Origin of the sequence: Pantoea cypripedii (genome assembly GCF_011395035.1) — a bacterium.
GTDB lineage: Bacteria > Pseudomonadota > Gammaproteobacteria > Enterobacterales > Enterobacteriaceae > Pantoea > Pantoea cypripedii_A.
The window spans coordinates 1,175,377-1,194,286 of record NZ_CP024768.1; the positions used below are offsets into that span (position 1 = coordinate 1,175,377).

Sequence of the window (18,910 nt, forward strand, 5' to 3'; positions counted from 1 at the left end):
CCAGTCAGGGAGCAGCGTAAACCGGCCGGGGCGTCTGGGTAAGGCAGGGAACGGTCACCTGCGCAGGGCAATGTATATGGCGGCGCTGAGTGCGGCGCACCATGAACCACGGGCCAATGCGTTTTACACGGCGTTAGTGGCGAGGGGCAGGAAAAAAATCCAGGCGATATGCGCCATCATGAGAAAATACCTGACCGGCTTATGGAGTTGCATAAAACACGGTCAGGACTTTGATGCATCGAAACTTTTTAGTGACAGGCATCCGTAAATACTTGACGCGAGACAGAGTATCTACGGCTGACAGAGGAAACTCAAATATCGCAGTGAAAATTATGCGGGTCATCCTTAACGATCAACATTTGCGGATTAACACACATTTTTACGGCATAAATCGATAGCCAATACCGGTTTCCGTCAGCAAATGGTTTGGCTGGGTGGGGTTGGCTTCCAGCTTCTGGCGCAAATGTCCCATATAAATACGCAGATAATGGCTATGCTCCACCGCATTCGGCCCCCAGACCTGATTCAGCAACTGGCGTTGCGTCAAAACCTTACCGGCATTATTCAGCAGCAGGCTGAGCAGGCGGAATTCTGTCGGCGTCAGATGGACTTCCTCACCCGCGCGCAATACGCGCCGCGCTGCGATATCGACACTAACATCACCAAAATTCAATATCGGTTCGGGTTGATTGCTCTGATGACGACGCAACGCTACCCGGACACGAGCCAGCAATTCACCGATACCAAAAGGTTTAGTGAGATAGTCATCGGCACCGGCATCCAGCGCATCGATCTTATCCTGCTCATCGGTACGTGCTGACAACACAATCACCGGCATGCTGCTCCACTGGCGCACTTCGCGGATAAAATCATTGCCATCACCATCAGGCAGCCCTAAATCCAGGATCACCAGGTCGGGCTTGCGTGTTGCGGCTTCGATCAAACCACGCTGCAACTGCTCAGCTTCCACAATCTTTAACCCTTCGCCTTCCAGCGCCAGGCGCACGAAACGGCGGATCTCCTTTTCATCTTCAACGATCAAGATGGTGGTCACGCGAACTCCTGAGGCAAAAAATGGATAACGGCTCACTGTAGCAATAAATCGTTCTGGCGTCCGCGTTGAAGTTTGTTACCCGACGAAAACCAAAAATTCACACTTATGTAACTTAATTTCAGCAAGGCGGAAAAATGGACAAAAAAAGATCAAAAAAGTGGTCGGATGAGTAGTAAAATTACACAACCAGGCGTAATATTCGTGTCAGATCACATTTTCTACGACTCACCAGGAGGCAATCATGTATCAGGCATATCCGCTCTACAAAGTTGTGCTGCGCCGTGCGCTGGTGGTGTTACTGGGCGTGCTGGCGCTCCCCGTGATGCTGTTCCGTGCCGATCGCGCACGTTTTTACAGCTATCTGCATCGTATGTGGTGCAAAACCAGTGCTAAGCCGGTCTGGCTGGCACAATCTGAAGCGGCAGGCGGCATTTTCTGGTAACACTTGTTCGCAGCATATCGACCCGGTGTCTTCCCCGAAGCACCGGGTTTTTTTATCCCAATTTCTCACTTCAGTGCAGCGGTGACGCTGTGATCAGCACGCATTTCAGCTACACTTAAAACCTCTACAAGATTTCAGAGGTTGTACAACTATGCGCGAGAAAATTCCTGTCGGTATCAGTGCCTGCCTGCTCGGGGATCGCGTTCGTTTCGATGGCGGCCACAAGCGCTTCGCCTTTGCGACCGACGAACTCGCCCCATTTGTCCATTTTGAACCGGTCTGCCCTGAAATGGCGATTGGCCTCCCCACGCCCCGTCCGGCGTTGCGCCTGGTAAAAGAAGAGGATGCAGGTGTGCATCTTTGTTTCAGTAAAGAAGGCGGGGATGAGATCACTGATGAAATGGCGCAATGGTCAGCGCAGCGGGTGAAATCGTTGCATCATCTTTGCGGCTATATCCTGTGTGCCAAATCACCCAGCTGTGGCCTGGAACGGGTGCGAGTGTATGAGCCGGAAACCAATAACAATCGCAAGGCGGGTACCGGCATTTTCACCGCATTTCTGCAGCGTGAATTACCCTGGTTACCGCTGGAAGAAGATGGACGGCTCCATGATCCCGATATCCGCGAAAACTTCATCGGGCGTGTCTACGCCCTGCATGAATTTAATCAAATGTGGCGCAATGGCCTGACGCGTCATCAGCTGATGGCGTTCCACAGTCGTTACAAATTGCTGCTGTTGTCCCATTCTCAGGATGAATACCGTGAACTGGGACGTTTTGTCGCGAAGATGGATCAGTGGGATTCCCTGGAGGATTACGCCTTTGAATACCGTAATCGTCTGATGCAGCTGCTGGCGCATAAATCGACCCGACGCAACCACACCAATGTGTTGATGCATGTGCAGGGCTATTTCCGTCGCCAGCTGACCTCGCGGCAGCGTCAGGAACTGGCGCAATTGATTGACCGCTACCGCTGCGGGGTGCAGCCGTTACTGGCACCTGTCACCATCCTTAAACACTATATGGCGGAGTTCCCGCATCCGTGGCTGGCTCAGCAGCGCTACTTCGATCCCTATCCGGAAGCGCTGCGATTGCGCTACGGCCAATAATGTCAGGAGTATTATGACCACCCATCTCGTCTGGCTGCGTAACGATTTACGCATCAATGACAACAGTGCCCTGTATGCTGCCTGCCGTGACACTAAAGCGCAGGTGATAGCGCTGTTTATCGCAACGCCGGGCCAGTGGCAACAGCATCATATGGCCCCCAAACAGGCGATGTTTATTTATCAAAACCTGTGTTTGTTACAGACATCGCTGGCGGAGCGAGGCATCAGGCTGCATTACCATCAGTGTGACGACTTTGCGGCATCGGTGGATTACCTGGCGGAGTTCTGCCAGCGGCATAAGGTTGATCAGCTGTTTTATAACTACCAATACGAAATCAACGAACGCCAGCGTGACGCAGCGGCAGAAAAGCGTCTCGACGATCAGGGGGTGATTTGTCAGGGTTTTGATGACAGCCTGTTGTTGCCCCCTGGCAGCGTGCAGACTGGCGGTCGCACCATGTTCAAAGTGTTTACCCCGTTCAGCAAAGCCTTTGTCCGTCGCCTGCACCAGGGGCTGCCCGAGTGTCATGTCGCCCCCCGCGCCCGTGACGGTGCACCGATTGCCGCTGGCAAAAAAATCCCCGCGTTCGATTATCCGATGGACGCGATCGATGAAAGGTTATTCCCGCCGGGTGAGGACGCTGCCCTTAAGCAGTTGCGTCATTTTGCGCAGCAATCGGTGGTGGACTATGCAACCGAGCGTGATAAACCGGCGGTGGATGGCACCAGCAGGTTGTCGGTGTATCTGGCGACAGGCGTGTTATCGCCACGTCAGTGCCTGCATCGCATCCTGAAACAGCATCCGGATGCTCTCGATGGCGGAAAAGCTTTTGTCTGGCTGAATGAATTAATCTGGCGCGAGTTTTACCGTCATCTGATGGTGGCATTTCCGGCGCTGTGTAAGCATCAGCCGTTTGTCGGCTGGACACGTCACGTCTGCTGGCAGAAGAATCAGGCCCACTTTGTCGCCTGGCAGCAGGGCAACACGGGCTATCCGATTGTTGATGCCGCCATGCGTCAGCTGAATGCTCTGGGCTGGATGCATAATCGCCTGAGGATGATTGTTGCCAGCTTCCTGGTGAAGGATCTGTTGATCGACTGGCATGAAGGTGAACGTTACTTTATGCAGCAGTTGATTGATGGCGATCTGGCCGCCAATAACGGTGGCTGGCAGTGGGCAGCGTCTACCGGCACCGATGCAGCACCTTATTTCCGCATTTTTAATCCAACGACCCAGGGTGAACGTTTCGACAAGCAGGGAGAATTTATTCGTCAGTGGCTCCCCGAGCTGGAGGCCGTGCCCGACCAGCATATCCACCAGCCACACCTCTGGGCGCAGAAAAATAACAAGACACTCGATTATCCCGAGCCAATCGTGGAACATAAGGACGCACGTAAAAAGACACTGGACGCCTTCGAGCGCGCGCGCAGCGCGGCCTGATGGGTCAGGGAGCCATTATGAATCATGTCGAATTAGAACACATCGTTAACCAGCAGCTGAACACCAGCGCCTTCAACGACTACGCCCCTAATGGGTTGCAGGTGGAAGGGCGGGCGGAGGTGAAAACCATTATTACCGGTGTCACCGCCTGTCAGGCTTTGCTGGACGAAGCGGTACAACGCAATGCCGATGCAGTGATGGTGCATCACGGTTACTTCTGGAAAAGCGAAGCCCCGGTGATTAAAGGGATGAAGCGCCAGCGCCTGCGCACGTTACTGGCCAATGATATCAATCTCTATGGCTGGCATCTGCCGCTTGATGCGCACCCACATCTCGGTAACAACGCGCAGCTGGCGCGGCTGTTTGATATTGAGGTGAAGGGTGAAATCATGCCGCTGGTGCCCTGGGGAGAGCTGGCAGAACCGCTGAGCGGTGAGGCACTGGCGCAGCGCATCACCCAGGCTCTTGGGCGCACGCCGCTGCACTGCGGTGATAATGCGCCGGAGAAAATCAAACGCATCGCCTGGTGTAGCGGCGGCGGTCAGGGTTTTATCGATAATGCGGCTGCTTTTGGCGTTGATGCCTTTATCACTGGCGAAGTGTCGGAACAAACCATTCACAGCGCGCGAGAGCAGGGATTACATTTCTTTGCCGCCGGACATCATGCCACCGAACGTGGTGGTATCAAGGCGCTGGGTGAGTGGCTGGCGCAAAGCTATGGCCTCGACGTGACCTTTATCGATATCGATAATCCTGCCTGATTTTTCATCTGTTACGCCCTTAGCTGCCGCTGGGGGCGCAAATCGGTTGACACATCTCTGACACTTTCGCATAACTGATGGCCTTTAAATCATTAGCATCATGGGCTGGCTGCCCTGAGAAAGTGAATCAGGAGGTGGGTTTTGCAACGAGCACGTTGTTATCTGCTGGGTGAGCGCGCGGTGGTACTGGAACTGGAACCACCGGTTTCCTTAGCCAGCCAGCAACGCATCTGGGGATTGTGCCAGCGGTTACAGGGAAATGAGACGGTGTCGGAAGTGATCCCCGGCATGAATAATCTGACGCTGCTACTGCGCGATCCGCAACGCAATGCGCTGGATGCGATCGAAAAGCTGCAACGCTGGTGGGAAGAGAGTGAAGCGCAGCTGCCTGAATCGCGTCTGGTGGAAATTCCGGTGATTTATGGTGGCGACGCAGGTCCGGATCTCCAGGTGGTTGCCGATCATGCCGCTATGACCCCGCGCCAGGTGGTTGAGCTGCACAGCAGCAGCGCATATGTGGTTTATTTTATTGGCTTTCAGCCAGGATTCCCCTATCTCGGTGGCCTCGATAGCCGCTTACACACGCCGCGTCGAGCAGAACCCCGCGTCATCGTACCTGCGGGTTCGGTAGGTATTGGTGGCAGTCAAACCGGCGTGTATCCGCTGGCAACGCCGGGTGGCTGGCAATTGCTGGGACAAACTTCCATCAGCCTGTTTGATCCTCAGCTGCAACCCCCCACGCTGTTGCGCCCTGGCGATAGCGTGCGCTTTGTGCCGCAAAAGGAGGGCGTATGTTAAAAATTCTACGCGCCGGATTGATGACCTCATTGCAGGACCAGGGCCGTAACGGCTGGCGACAGTTTGGCGTGAGCGTCAGTGGTGCCCTGGATCAACCGGCGATGCGCACCGCCAACATGCTGGTGGGAAATGATGAAAACAGCGCGGTGCTGGAGATTGTGCTGGGGCAGTTTAAAGCGCAGTTTCAGCGTGATGGCTGGTTTGCGCTGACCGGCGCGGGCTGTAACGCGGAACTGGATGGCAAAGCGGTCTGGACGGGCTGGCGTCTGCCGGTGAAAAAAGGGCAGGTGCTGAGCCTGTCGATGCCGGTGCATGGGATGCGCAGCTATCTGGCGGTTAACGGAGGCTTTGCCGTGCCGGAAATGCTGGGTTCCGCCAGTACCGATCTGAAAGCCGGTTTTGGCGGTTTTGCCGGGCGTAAATTACAGGATGGCGATCAATTACCACTTGGCAAGGCCACGCGTAACTTCCGCCGTAAGGCCGGAGTGCGCCAGTTGCTGTGGGGTAACCGTCTGCGTGCCTTACCGGGTCCGGAATACAACGAATTCACCCGTGAAGCGCAGGAAGGCTTCTGGCGCAGCGCGTGGAAGCTCAGCCCGCAAAGTAACCGCATGGGTTACCGTTTGCAGGGGCGCACATTACATCGCAAAGCCACGCGTGACCTGCTGTCGCACGGACTGGTGCCGGGTGTGGTACAGGTGCCGCCCAATGGGCAACCTATCGTACTGATGGCCGATGCGCAGACCACCGGAGGCTACCCGCGCATTGCCTGCATTATCGAAGCCGATCTCTACCATCTGGCGCAGATTCGCCTCGGTGAACCGATCCATTTTGTGCACTGCACACTGGAAGAAGCGATGCAGGCGAAGCAGCAGCAACAACGTGTATTCGATCAAATGACCTGGGGACTCTCACATGAAGATTGATCTCAACGCCGACCTCGGTGAAGGCAGTGGCAGCGATCAGGAATTGCTGCAACTGGTCAGCTCCGCCAACATCGCCTGTGGTTTCCATGCGGGGGATGCCGTCACCATGCTGCAATCGGTACGCTGGGCGAAAGCGGCGGGCGTGGCTATTGGCGCGCATCCCAGCTTTCCTGACCGGGAAAACTTTGGCCGCACCGCTATGCAATTGCCTGCGGAGACGGTCTATGCCCAGATGATTTATCAGGTTGGCGCATTGAAAAGCCTGGCGGAGAGCGAAGGCGAGCGGCTGGTACATGTGAAGCCACATGGCATGTTATACAACCAGGCCGCTGCCGATCCGCTGCTGGCGGATACCATTGCGCGGGCGGTAAAAGCGGTGGATGCGCGCCTGATTCTGGTGGGACTGGCGGGCAGCGAGTCGATTCGCGCAGCGGCGCATTATGGCCTGCAAACCCGTGAAGAAGTGTTTGCCGACCGTGGCTATCAGGCCAGTGGGGCGCTGGTGCCGCGCAGCCAGCCGGGAGCGCTGATCGAGGACAGCGCCCAGGCGATTGCCCAGACGCTCACCATGGTGCAACAGCGTAAAGTACAAAGCATCAGTGGTGAGTGGGTCGCGGTGAACGCGCAAACTGTTTGTCTGCATGGCGACGGTGCGCATGCGCTGCAATTTGCTCACGCGTTGCGCGCGGCATTTGCTACTCAGCAAATCTCCGTCACCAGCGCATAAGTTTTTAACTGATTGCCCGGCTTTGCGCCGGGCTTTTTATTTTTGACAAGGGGAGTAAACATGGAAAGCGTGGTAAATCTCTGGCCGCTGCTGGGTATTGCGACCATCGTGCTCGGCTTTGTGCTGCGGTTCAATCCAGTGCTGGTGGTGATTGTTGCCGGTTTTGTTACCGGGCTATCGGCCCATATGCCGCTGGCTGACATTTTAGACAAGCTGGGATCCGGGTTCCTGAATACCCGTAATCTGCCGCTGATTCTGCTGCTGCCGCTTGCGGTGATCGGCCTGCTGGAGCGGCACGGTCTGAAAGAGCGGGCGCAAACCTGGATCGCCCAGATTAAAACTGCCACCGCAGGGCGTTTGCTGATCGTCTACCTGTTTGTCCGTGAAATCACTGCCGCACTGGGACTGACCAGCCTCGGTGGTCATCCGCAGATGGTCCGCCCGCTGCTGGCACCGATGGCGGAAGGCGCGACGGAAAACCGTTATGGTGAAGTGTCGCCGGAGGTTCGCCATCGCCTGCGTGCGATGTCGGCAGCGACGGACAACGTCGGTTTATTTTTTGGTGAGGATATCTTCGTCGCCTTTGGTGCCATCATCTTTATGCACAACTTTATGCAGGAGTCAGCGGGCATCCAGACCGAACCGCTGCATATCGCGGTATGGGGGATTCCGACCGCAATTTGTGCCTTCCTGATTCACTCCGCCCGCCTGATCCGTCTTGATCGTCAGCTGGCTCGTGAGCTGGGCACGCTGAATCATCAGGCGTTGCAGGCGAAAGGAGAGCAATGATGTTTCAGCAACAATATCTGATGTGGCTGGCGGGTATCATTCTGCTGATTGTGGCCGTCTTCTCGTGGCGGGATCGCGCCAATCCACGGCGTCTGACCACGGGGCTGTTCTGGGCGCTGTATGGCCTGATTTTCCTGATTGGTGATGGCGCTTATCAACTGATGGGTCATCTGGCGGGGAGCGCTGAACAGGGCCAGCGCTGGTTGCATATCGGCGTGGGTGTCGCCGTGGTGGTCATGGCATTGATCGCCGGATTTGGCGGGGTGCGCCTCGGCAGTTATCACCAGCGCAGCGACGCCGAAAAACAGGCCAGTGCCAAACGTCTCGGCAACAAGTTGTTCCTGCCCGCGCTGGCGATCCCGGTGGTGACGGTGGTGGGGGTGCTGGCGTTCAACAATCTTCCTGGTCTGCAACAGGCGGTGTTTGGTGCCGGTAACCATTCGACGCTGATTACGCTGTTCTCGATGATGCTGGGTTGCCTGATTGGCTGGCTGGTGGCATTGAAAATGACCCAGGAAAAACCCGCGCAGTCGATGCAGGAGACGCGTCGCTTACTGGATGCGGTTGGCTGGGCCTTTATCCTGCCGCAGATCCTCGCCACCCTGGGCCTGCTGTTCACCAGCGCCGGTGTGGGTAACGCGATATCGCACCTGACCGAAACCTGGCTGGCAGTGGATAACCGCTTTATCGCCGTGGCGGTGTACGCCATCGGCATGGCGCTGCTGACCATGGTGATGGGCAATGCTTTTGCCGCGTTTCCGATTGTCACCGCCGGGATCGGTATCCCGATTCTGGTGCTGCAACATCATGGTAATCCGGCAGTGATGGCGGCGATTGGTATGTTCTCCGGCTATTGCGGTACGCTGATGACCCCGATGGCGGCCAACTTTAACCTCGTCCCGGCACGTCTGCTGGAGCTGCCGGATCGTAATGCGGTGATCAAGGCTCAGGTGCCTACTGGTGTGCTACTGCTGGTGGTCAATATTTTCCTGTTGTGGTTCATGATGTTTTTGTGAGGATGCAATGAAAACGGTATTACTGACCGCGTTTGCGCCTTTTGAAGGCGAAAGCATTAATCCCTCGTGGGAAGCGGTACGTACCTTTGAGGGTAAAGTGATCGATGGCGCTCGCGTGGTGGTGCGTCAGCTGCCAGTGACGTTCAGCCAATGTGGTGCGGTGCTGACTGAGGCGCTGGACGAACTGCAACCGGACCGCATCCTGTGTATCGGTCAGGCGGGTGGCCGCAGTGATTTCACCGTGGAAAGGGTGGCGATCAATGTGGATGATGCGCGTATTCCCGATAACGAAGGACAGCAGCCGATTGATCAGCCGATTGTTGCTGAAGGGCCGGTTGCTTACTTTTCCAGCCTGCCGATCAAAGCCATTGTGGCGGCGGTACGTGAAGCGGGTATTCCTGCTTCAGTGTCGCAGACCGCGGGTACTTTCACCTGTAATAATGTGATGTACCACTTGCTACACTGGCTGGAAACGCGTCAAAGCCAGGCTCGCGGTGGTTTTATCCATATTCCTTATCTGCCGGAGCAGGCGGTAAAACACCCCGGAGCGCCAAGCATGGCAGCCGCCAACGTGATTCAGGCGCTGGAGATTGCGGTGCAGGTGACGCTGAGTGTGGATAAGGACTTACGCGTTGTGGGTGGCGCAACGCATTAACAGGAGCCGTGATGCCTGAAGGACCGGAGATCCGTCGTGCGGCGGATCAACTGGCGGCAGCCATGACGGGTAAACCGCTCACCGATGTGTGGTTTGCCTTCCCGCAGTTAAAAACCTACGAACCGGCGCTGCTGGGGGAAACGGTTACCGCCATCGAAACGCGTGGCAAGGCGTTGCTCACCCATTTTTCTAACGGCCTGACGCTCTACAGCCATAACCAGCTGTATGGTGTCTGGCGCGTGGTGCCCACCGGTACCGAACCGCAAACCACGCGCCAGTTACGGGTGCGTCTGGCGAATGCCGACCAGACCATATTGTTATACAGCGCCTCGGATATTGAGCTGCTCAACGCCGACACGCTGGCAACGCATCCTTTTCTGCAACGTGTCGGGCCAGATGTGCTGGATGCCCGTCTGACCGTCGATGAGGTGCAGCAACGGCTTTTGTCGCCACGTTTCCGGCGGCGGCAATTCAGTGGTCTGCTGCTTGACCAGGCATTTCTCGCCGGGCTGGGAAATTACCTGCGAGTGGAGATCCTTTGGCACGCGCAGTTGCTGGCACAACATCGTGCCCAGGATCTGGATGCCGGGCAGTTACGTGCGCTGAGTGAAGCGATGCTGGCGGTACCGCGTCTCTCGTATCAGATGCGTGGCAGCATGAAGAAGTATCATGAAGAAGCGTCGTTTCGCTTTGAGGTTTTTCATCGGCAGGGGCAGGTGTGTCGACGCTGCGGTACGCTGATTGAGAAGGGCGTGCTGTCATCACGGCCGTTTTACTGGTGTCCGGGATGCCAGAAATAATGATGCGCGATAAATCGCGCCGCTACGGATTGGATGCATATTGTAGCGGCGCGATTTATCGCGCGGTCATAAAAAAGAAGGGCGGGATAACCCGCCCTAAAACTTATTTTTTCAGCTCTGAGCTGAAAGGACGCTCGGTATAACCGGTATACAGCTGACGCGGACGGGCAATCTTCATGCCTTCGTCGTGCATCTCTTTCCAGTGAGCGATCCAGCCAACGGTACGCGCCATGGCGAAAATCACCGTGAACATCGAAGACGGGATACCCATCGCTTTCAGAATAATACCTGAGTAGAAATCGACGTTCGGATAAAGTTTGCGCTCGATAAAGTACGGGTCGTTCAGCGCGATATGTTCCAGCTCCATCGCCACTTCCAGCAGGTCATCTTTCATACCCAGCTCGTTCAGCACTTCGTGGCAGGTTTCACGCATCACGGTGGCGCGCGGATCATAGTTCTTATACACGCGGTGACCGAAGCCCATCAGACGGAACGAATCGTTTTTGTCTTTGGCGCGGCGCACGAATTCCGGGATGTGTTCCACGGTGCTGATCTCTTCCAGCATCCGCAGCGTGGCTTCGTTTGCACCGCCGTGTGCCGGTCCCCACAGGGAGGCGATACCGGCGGCGATACAGGCAAACGGGTTAGCCCCGGATGAACCGGCGGTACGCACGGTAGACGTGGAAGCGTTCTGCTCGTGGTCAGCGTGCAGAATCAGGATACGGTCCATCGCGCGTTCCAGCACCGGGTTAACTTTGTACTCTTCGCACGGTGTGGCGAACATCATGTGCAGGAAGTTACCGGCATAGGAGAGGTCATTGCGTGGATAAACGAACGGCTGACCGATGGAGTATTTGTAGCACATGGCCGCCATGGTCGGCATTTTTGACAGCAGACGGAACGCAGCGATTTCACGGTGACGCTCAATATTGACGTCCAGCGAGTCGTGATAAAACGCGGCCAGTGCGCCAGTCACACCACACATCACCGCCATCGGATGGGAGTCACGACGGAAACCGTGGAACAGGCGGGTGATTTGTTCGTGGATCATGGTGTGGCGGGTAACGGTAGTGCGGAATTCGTCGTATTGCTCCTGGGTCGGCGCTTCGCCATTGAGCAGGATGTAACACACTTCCAGATAGTTTGAGTTTGTTGCCAGTTGATCAATTGGGTAACCGCGATGTAACAAAATGCCTTCGTCACCATCAATAAAGGTGATTTTGGATTCGCATGACGCCGTAGACGTGAAACCGGGGTCGAAGGTGAAAAGGCCTTTAGATCCGAGAGCGCGAACATCAACGACATCCTGTCCCAGCGTGCCTTTCATCACGTCCAGTTCCACTGTCGTACCGTCTTGTAGGGTTAGCGTCACTTTTTTATCTGTCATTTTTCGTCTCCATAGCGCCTTGGTAGGTAAGGATCTTAGACACCTAAACCGCCTTCATGTTGCATATAGCCGTCGTACTTCAAGCCGCCGCTGCGTTGGCTGTGTGCGCTCATCCCCGTCACTTACTTGAGTAAGCTCCTGGGAATTCGCACACTTGCCGCCTTGCTGCGCCTCGAATTACTTAGGCTAAGAAAACCACAATCTTCACAGTATCACTCTGCGGTCATGTTTGTCGTGCAGGGTAGAGTACAGAGCGAACGATGTGTTTGAGCCAGTGGCGTCCGGGCATGACATGCTGCAAATCGCGGATGTTAAAGATCCTGTCACGACATAACTTCTTGGTAACCAATAACCTGATGCTTTGTAATGCTCTGAGTGGCAATGTTACATAACTTCAGCTTAGGGGAAAGTGTATCCCCATAACTTTTGTGCATCATAGGGCTTTAATGCGTTTGTTTGTAACCGAATTGTTGAACTTTTGTCAAATCAGATAATTAAAAATGTATGAAATGTGAAATTCGTGAGGGGGATCACTGTTCAGCTTAAATGTGACCAAAGAGATTGTAGGGGAATTGTAATCAGAATGTGATCCTCCTATACTGCCGCCAGGTCTCCGGAATACCCTGACACCAGGAGCCACCCAGCGTTTTCCCCGCGTCATTGAACACTGGATGTTGCTTCTTTGGTGACGGTTGCTGTCTGAACACGTCCTGTGTCTCTGCTGTAACCCAGGACCGGAGGAAGCAAAATAAAAAAGAGCTGTGTGGGCAAAACCGTGAAAAAACAAAGACCTGTTAACTTGGATCTCTCGACGATCCGGTTTCCCGTTACTGCAATATCGTCCATTCTCCACCGCGTCTCCGGCGTGATCACCTTTGTCGCTCTCGGAATTCTGCTCTGGTTACTGGGTCTCTCGCTCTCCTCTCCCGAAGGTTTCCTGCAAGCTGCGTCCATTATGGATGGCTTCTTCGCTAAGTTCATCATGTGGGGCATTCTTACCGCGCTGGCATATCATGCCGTGGGCGGCATTCGCCATATGTTAATGGACTTCGGCTATCTGCCGGAAACTCTGGAAATGGGCACCCGTTCCGCTCAGGCGGCTTTTGGTATCACTGTCGTGCTTTCAATTTTGGCTGGAGTCCTCGTATGGTAAGCAATGCTTCTGCATTAGGACGCAACGGTATTCATGACTGGCTGTTACTGCGTGCTGCTGCAATCTTAATTACGCTCTACATTCTCTACATCCTCGGTTTTGTGGTGATGACTGGCACGCTGACGTATGACGTCTGGCGCGGCTTCTTCGCTTCCTCCTTCACCAAAGTGTTCACGTTGCTGACGCTGTTCTCCATTCTGATTCACGGCTGGATCGGGATGTGGCAGGTGCTGACTGACTACGTGAAACCGCTGGCGACCCGTCTGGTGTTGCAGCTGGTGATTGTGGTTGCGCTGTTGTCCTATGCAATTTATGGAACCGTTGTCGTGTGGGGTGTGTAAATGAGTTTGCCAGTCAGAGAGTTTGATGCCGTGGTGATCGGCGCAGGTGGTGCAGGTATGCGCGCTGCTTTGCAAATCTCCCAATCGGGCCAGACCTGCGCCCTGTTGTCGAAAGTTTTCCCTACCCGTTCCCATACCGTTTCCGCCCAGGGCGGCATTACCGTGGCGCTTGGCAACACCCACGAAGATAACTGGGAATGGCATATGTACGACACCGTGAAAGGTTCCGACTATATCGGTGACCAGGACGCGATTGAATATATGTGTCATGTCGGCCCGGAAGCGATTCTGGAGCTGGAGCATATGGGTTTGCCATTCTCCCGTCTTGATGACGGCCGCGTGTATCAGCGTCCGTTTGGTGGTCAGTCGAAAAACTTCGGTGGTGAGCAGGCGGCGCGTACCGCTGCGGCTGCCGACCGCACTGGTCACGCCTTGCTGCATACCCTGTATCAGCAAAACCTGAAAAACAAAACCACTATCTTCTCCGAATGGTATGCGCTGGACCTGGTGAAAAACGCTGACGGTGCCATCGTCGGTTGTACCGCTATCTGCATCGAAACCGGCGAAACCGTCTACTTCAAAGCCAAAGCGACCATTCTGGCGACTGGCGGCGCAGGCCGTATTTACCAGTCCACCACGAACGCCCACATCAACACCGGTGACGGCGTCGGTATGGCCCTGCGCGCAGGCGTGCCGGTGCAGGATATGGAAATGTGGCAGTTCCACCCAACCGGTATCGCCGGTGCAGGCGTGCTGGTGACCGAAGGCTGCCGTGGTGAAGGTGGTTATCTGCTGAATAAACACGGCGAACGCTTTATGGAGCGTTACGCGCCTAACGCCAAAGACCTGGCGGGCCGTGATGTGGTTGCACGTTCAATGATGGTGGAAATTCGTGAAGGCCGTGGTTGTGACGGCCCGTGGGGTCCGCACATCAAGCTGAAACTCGACCATCTGGGGGCGGAAGTACTGGAATCGCGTCTGCCGGGTATTCTTGAACTGTCGCGGACCTTTGCGCACGTCGACCCGATTAAAGAACCGATTCCTGTTATCCCAACCTGCCACTACATGATGGGTGGCGTGCCGACCAAAGTCACTGGCCAGGCGCTGCGTGTGAATGAGCAGGGCGAAGACGAAGTGATTCCTGGTTTGTTCGCGGTAGGCGAAATCGCCTGCGTATCGGTACATGGTGCCAACCGTCTCGGCGGCAACTCCTTGCTGGATCTGGTGGTATTTGGACGAGCGGCCGGTGTGCACTTGCTTGAGTGTCTGGAAGAGCAGGGCGAACTGCGTGAGGCCACGCAGGAAAATATCGATGCAGCCATGGCGCGTTTCAACCGTTGGGAAAACAACACCACTGGTGAAGATCCCGTTGAAATCCGTAAAGCGTTGCAACGTTGCATGCAGAACAACTTCTCAGTATTCCGCGAAGGCGATGCGATGCGTGAAGGTCTGGAAGAGCTGAAAGTCATTCGTGAACGCCTGAAATCAGCGCGTCTTGATGACCGTTCGCCAGATTTCAACACTCAGCGTATCGAATGCCTTGAGCTGGATAACCTGATGGAAACCGCCTACGCCACCGCAGTGGCGGCAAACTTCCGTACCGAAAGCCGTGGCGCACATAGCCGCTTCGACTATCCGGAACGTGATGATGCCAACTGGTTGTGCCACAGCCTTTATGTTCCGCAAACGGAAAGCATGACGCGCCGTGAGGTGAACATGCAACCGAAACTGCGTGCGGCCTTCCCGCCCAAAGCGCGTACCTACTAATTGCGGAGATCATCATGAGACTCGAATTTTCAATCTATCGTTACAACCCGGAAGTTGATGACGCGCCGCGTATGCAGGAGTACAGCCTGGAAGCGGAAGATGGTCGCGACATGATGCTGCTGGACGCGCTGATCAAGCTGAAAGAAAAAGATCCGACGCTGGCGTTTCGTCGCTCCTGCCGTGAAGGCGTGTGCGGGTCTGATGGCCTGAACATGAACGGCAAAAACGGTCTGGCCTGTATCACCCCGGTGTCCGCACTGGGCAATGGTACGAAGAAAATTGTTATCCGTCCGCTGCCTGGATTGCCGGTAATTCGCGATCTGGTGGTGGATATGGGGCAATTCTACGCACAGTATGAGAAGATTAAGCCTTACCTGTTGAATAACGGGGAAAATCCACCGGCGCGTGAGCATCTGCAAAGCCCGGCTGAGCGTGAGCATCTGGATGGTCTGTACGAGTGTATTCTCTGCGCCTGCTGCTCAACCTCGTGCCCGTCGTTCTGGTGGAACCCGGACAAATTCATCGGTCCGGCCGGTTTGCTGGCGGCTTACCGTTTCCTGATTGACAGCCGCGATACTGAAACGGATGCGCGTCTGGACAATCTGAACGATGCTTTCAGTGTATTCCGCTGTCACAGCATCATGAACTGTGTGAGCGTGTGCCCAAAAGGACTAAACCCGACGCGCGCCATCGGCCATATTAAGTCGATGCTGCTGCAACGCGGAGCATAAGAAGACCCACTGTCCGGGAACCTCAGGTTCCCGGCAGTTTACGGAAGCCTCTATAAGCGCGGTCTGAACCACGCTTATAAAGGTTCCCTTACGAGTCGGGCGCCGATAGCGCAAGGACTCGTATCGCTGAACTCACTACGGCAAGCCGCGAAAGCGGCAACAATGAAACCTCAAAAAAAGCATACTAATGCTTAAGGGATCACAATGCAGAACAGCGCGATGAAGCCCTGGCTGGACTCCTCCTGGCTGGCCGGCGCGAACCAATCTTACATAGAGCAACTCTATGAGGATTTCCTGACCGATCCTGACTCTGTTGATGCCATGTGGCGCGACATGTTCCAGCAGCTGCCCGGCACTGGCGTGAAACCTGAGCAGTTTCACTCCACCACGCGTGATTATTTCCGCCGCCTGGCCAAAGATGCAACGCGTTACACCTCCACAGTCACTGATCCGGCCACCAATTCCAAACAGGTTAAGGTGCTGCAGCTGATCAACGCCTTCCGCTTTCGCGGACACCAGCACGCTAACCTTGATCCGCTCGGCCTGTGGAAACAGGACGCCGTACCGGATCTCGACCCGACGTATCACGACCTGACCGACGCCGATTTTCAGGAAAGCTTTAACGTTGGCTCTTTTGCTATCGGCAAAGAGACCATGAAGCTGGCCGATCTCTATGAAGCGCTGAAGCAAACCTACTGCGGCTCCATTGGTGCCGAGTATATGCATATCAACAACACCGAAGAGAAACGCTGGATTCAGCAGCGTATCGAATCGATCGTTGGTCATGCCTCTTTCAGCGCGGACGAGAAAAAAGGTTTCCTGAAAGAGCTGACCGCGGCAGAAGGTCTGGAAAAATACCTCGGTGCCAAATTCCCTGGCGCGAAACGCTTCTCACTGGAAGGTGGCGATGCGCTGATTCCGATGCTGCGTGAAATGATTCGTCACGCAGGTAAGAGCGGTACGCGTGAAGTGGTGCTGGGTATGGCCCACCGTGGCCGTCTGAACGTGCTGATCAACGTCCTGGGTAAAAAGCCGCAGGATTTGTTCGACGAATTTTCCGGTAAGCACAAAGAACACCTCGGCACCGGTGACGTGAAGTACCACATGGGCTTCTCGTCAGACGTGGAGACCGAAGGTGGCCTGGTGCATCTGGCGCTGGCGTTTAACCCGTCACACCTTGAGATCGTGAGTCCGGTGGTGATGGGTTCGGTGCGCGCGCGTCTGGATCGTCTGGCTGAACCGAGCAGCAATAAAGTGCTGCCGATCACCATTCACGGTGATGCTGCGGTGACCGGGCAGGGCGTGGTGCAGGAAACCCTGAACATGTCGCAGGCGCGGGGTTACGAAGTGGGCGGTACGGTTCGCATCGTGATCAACAACCAGGTGGGTTTCACCACCTCAAACCCGCAGGATGCACGTTCAACGCCGTACTGTACTGACATCGGTAAAATGGTACTGGCACCGATTTTCCACGTTAACGCGGACGATCCGGAAGCCGTTGCCTTTGTCACCCGCCTGGCGCTCGACTATCGCAACACCTTCAAACGTGATGTGTTTATCGACCTGGTGTGCTATCGCCGTCACGGCCATAACGAAGCGGACGAGCCAAGCGCAACCCAGCCGCTGATGTACCAGAAAATCAAAAAGCATCCGACACCGCGTAAAATCTACGCAGATCGTCTGGAAGCGGATGGCATTGCCAAACTGGAAGATGCTACCGAAATGGTCAATGTGTATCGCGATGCGCTGGATGCCGGTGAATGCGTGGTGCCGGAATGGCGTCCGATGAGCCTGCACTCCTTCACCTGGTCGCCGTACCTGAATCACGACTGGGACGAAAGCTACCCGGCCACCGTTGAGATGAAACGTTTGCAGGAACTGGCGCGCCGTATCAGCCAGGTGCCGGAAGCGATTGAAGTTCAGGGCCGTGTTGCCAAGATTTATAACGACCGTAAAGAAATGGCCGAAGGCAACAAAGCCTTTGACTGGGGCGGCGCAGAAAACCTGGCTTACGCCACGCTGGTTGATGAAGGCATCCCGGTGCGTCTGTCGGGTGAAGACTCAGGCCGTGGCACCTTCTTCCATCGCCATGCGGTGGTGCACAACCAGGCGAACGGTTCCACCTATACGCCGCTGCACCATATCCATCATGGTCAGGGCCAGTTCAAAGTGTGGGACTCGGTGCTGTCAGAAGAAGCGGTGCTGGCGTTCGAATACGGTTATGCCACCGCAGAACCGCGCGTGCTGACCATCTGGGAAGCGCAGTTTGGTGACTTTGCCAACGGTGCTCAGGTGGTTATCGACCAGTTCATCAGCTCCGGCGAGCAGAAGTGGGGCCGTATGTGTGGCCTGGTGATGCTGCTGCCGCACGGTTATGAAGGTCAGGGTCCGGAGCACTCCTCTGCGCGTCTGGAGCGCTATCTGCAACTCTGCGCCGAGCAGAACATGCAGGTGTGCGTGCCTTCAACGCCTGCACAGGTTTACCATATGCTGCGTCGTCAGGCGTTGCGTGGTATGCGTCGTCCGCTGATCGTGATGTCGCCGAAATCGCTGCTGCGTCATCCGCTGGCGATCTCGACCCTCGATGAACTGGCGAATGGCAGCTTCCAGCCTGCCATCGGTGAAGTCGACGATCTCGATGCGAAACAGGTGAAACGCGTGGTGATGTGTTCTGGTAAGGTCTACTACGATCTGCTGGAGCAACGTCGTAAAAGCGAGAAGAACGACGTCGCCATTATTCGTATTGAGCAGCTGTATCCATTCCCGCATAAAGCGGTACAGGAAGCACTGAAACCTTATTCTCATGTCCAGGATTTTGTCTGGTGTCAGGAAGAACCTCTGAATCAGGGTGCATGGTATTGCAGTCAGCATCATTTCCGCGAAGTGGTTCCGTTTGGTGCTTCACTGCGCTATGCAGGCCGCCCGGCTTCTGCTTCACCGGCCGTGGGCTACATGTCCGTACATCAAAAACAGCAGCAAGACCTGGTTAATGACGCGCTGAACCTTGGTTAATA

General features: G+C 55.4%; 19 protein-coding genes. 17 read left to right on the top strand and 2 right to left on the bottom strand.

What is annotated here, in order from left to right:
* Window positions 1–268, top strand: a 268-nt coding sequence (locus CUN67_RS30580; RefSeq protein WP_208714323.1) for a transposase, incomplete at its 5' end; no start/stop codon positions are given.
* Between the two features lie 111 nt (window positions 269–379).
* On the opposite strand, the gene kdpE is transcribed toward CUN67_RS30580, so the two are convergent.
* Entirely contained in the window at window positions 380–1,054 is a 675-nt protein-coding gene (gene kdpE, locus CUN67_RS05420; RefSeq protein ID WP_208714324.1) for a two-component system response regulator KdpE, read from the bottom strand.
* A 241-nt stretch (window positions 1,055–1,295) separates the two neighbouring features.
* On the opposite strand from kdpE, the gene CUN67_RS05425 reads away from it, so the two are divergent.
* From CUN67_RS05425 to nei, 11 genes are all read left to right on the top strand, one after another.
* Window positions 1,296–1,496, top strand: a complete 201-nt coding sequence (locus CUN67_RS05425) for a DUF2517 family protein (protein WP_208714325.1) — start codon at window positions 1,296–1,298, stop codon at window positions 1,494–1,496.
* A gap of 151 nt (window positions 1,497–1,647) precedes the next feature.
* Complete coding sequence (locus CUN67_RS05430) at window positions 1,648–2,604, top strand: YbgA family protein (RefSeq protein ID WP_208714326.1); 957 nt, start codon at window positions 1,648–1,650, stop codon at window positions 2,602–2,604.
* Window positions 2,605–2,617: 13 nt separating this feature from the next.
* Complete coding sequence (phrB, locus tag CUN67_RS05435; protein WP_208714327.1) at window positions 2,618–4,045, top strand: deoxyribodipyrimidine photo-lyase; 1,428 nt, start codon at window positions 2,618–2,620, stop codon at window positions 4,043–4,045.
* A gap of 17 nt (window positions 4,046–4,062) precedes the next feature.
* Entirely contained in the window at window positions 4,063–4,806 is a 744-nt protein-coding gene (locus CUN67_RS05440) for a type 2 GTP cyclohydrolase I (RefSeq protein WP_208714328.1), read from the top strand.
* 141 nt (window positions 4,807–4,947) lie between these two features.
* On the top strand, window positions 4,948–5,604 hold the full coding sequence (gene pxpB, locus CUN67_RS05445) for a 5-oxoprolinase subunit PxpB (protein ID WP_208714329.1): 657 nt from the start codon (window positions 4,948–4,950) through the stop codon (window positions 5,602–5,604).
* The gene (gene pxpC, locus CUN67_RS05450; RefSeq protein WP_208714330.1) at window positions 5,598–6,530 is read left to right on the top strand and encodes a 5-oxoprolinase subunit PxpC; all 933 of its coding nucleotides are present in this window, start codon (window positions 5,598–5,600) and stop codon (window positions 6,528–6,530) included. Before pxpB ends, pxpC begins: the two co-directional genes overlap by 7 nt.
* Window positions 6,520–7,257, top strand: coding sequence for a 5-oxoprolinase subunit PxpA (pxpA, locus tag CUN67_RS05455; RefSeq protein ID WP_208714331.1), 738 nt, complete (start codon window positions 6,520–6,522; stop codon window positions 7,255–7,257). Before pxpC ends, pxpA begins: the two co-directional genes overlap by 11 nt.
* 60 nt (window positions 7,258–7,317) lie before the next feature.
* Window positions 7,318–8,046, top strand: coding sequence for a DUF969 domain-containing protein (locus tag CUN67_RS05460; RefSeq protein WP_208714332.1), 729 nt, complete (start codon window positions 7,318–7,320; stop codon window positions 8,044–8,046).
* The gene (locus tag CUN67_RS05465; protein WP_208717074.1) at window positions 8,046–9,062 is read left to right on the top strand and encodes a DUF979 domain-containing protein; all 1,017 of its coding nucleotides are present in this window, start codon (window positions 8,046–8,048) and stop codon (window positions 9,060–9,062) included. The genes CUN67_RS05460 and CUN67_RS05465 overlap by 1 nt, the downstream gene beginning before the upstream one ends.
* 7 nt (window positions 9,063–9,069) lie before the next feature.
* A complete protein-coding gene (gene pcp / locus CUN67_RS05470) occupies window positions 9,070–9,717 on the top strand; it encodes a pyroglutamyl-peptidase I (RefSeq protein WP_208714333.1) in 648 nt (215 codons plus the stop codon).
* An 11-nt stretch (window positions 9,718–9,728) separates the two neighbouring features.
* Window positions 9,729–10,517 (top strand): endonuclease VIII, encoded by a 789-nt coding sequence (gene nei, locus CUN67_RS05475; RefSeq protein WP_208714334.1) that lies wholly within the window; start codon window positions 9,729–9,731, stop codon window positions 10,515–10,517.
* A 103-nt stretch (window positions 10,518–10,620) separates the two neighbouring features.
* Here nei and CUN67_RS05480 read toward each other — a convergent pair whose 3' ends face one another.
* Window positions 10,621–11,904, bottom strand: a complete 1,284-nt coding sequence (locus CUN67_RS05480) for a citrate synthase (RefSeq protein WP_208714335.1) — start codon at window positions 11,902–11,904, stop codon at window positions 10,621–10,623.
* Window positions 11,905–12,667: 763 nt separating this feature from the next.
* Here CUN67_RS05480 and sdhC point away from each other — a divergent pair.
* The 5 genes from sdhC to sucA all read left to right on the top strand — a co-directional run bounded on the left by sdhC (window position 12,668) and on the right by sucA (window position 18,908).
* Complete coding sequence (gene sdhC, locus CUN67_RS05485) at window positions 12,668–13,057, top strand: succinate dehydrogenase cytochrome b556 subunit (protein WP_084873516.1); 390 nt, start codon at window positions 12,668–12,670, stop codon at window positions 13,055–13,057.
* Entirely contained in the window at window positions 13,051–13,398 is a 348-nt protein-coding gene (gene sdhD / locus CUN67_RS05490) for a succinate dehydrogenase membrane anchor subunit (protein ID WP_013508297.1), read from the top strand. Before sdhC ends, sdhD begins: the two co-directional genes overlap by 7 nt.
* Window positions 13,399–15,165, top strand: a complete 1,767-nt coding sequence (sdhA, locus tag CUN67_RS05495) for a succinate dehydrogenase flavoprotein subunit (protein WP_208714336.1) — start codon at window positions 13,399–13,401, stop codon at window positions 15,163–15,165. It begins immediately after the preceding gene.
* A 14-nt stretch (window positions 15,166–15,179) separates the two neighbouring features.
* Complete coding sequence (locus tag CUN67_RS05500) at window positions 15,180–15,896, top strand: succinate dehydrogenase iron-sulfur subunit (protein WP_084873518.1); 717 nt, start codon at window positions 15,180–15,182, stop codon at window positions 15,894–15,896.
* Between the two features lie 204 nt (window positions 15,897–16,100).
* A complete protein-coding gene (gene sucA, locus CUN67_RS05505; RefSeq protein ID WP_208714337.1) occupies window positions 16,101–18,908 on the top strand; it encodes a 2-oxoglutarate dehydrogenase E1 component in 2,808 nt (935 codons plus the stop codon).
* Window positions 18,909–18,910 lie beyond the last annotated feature (2 nt).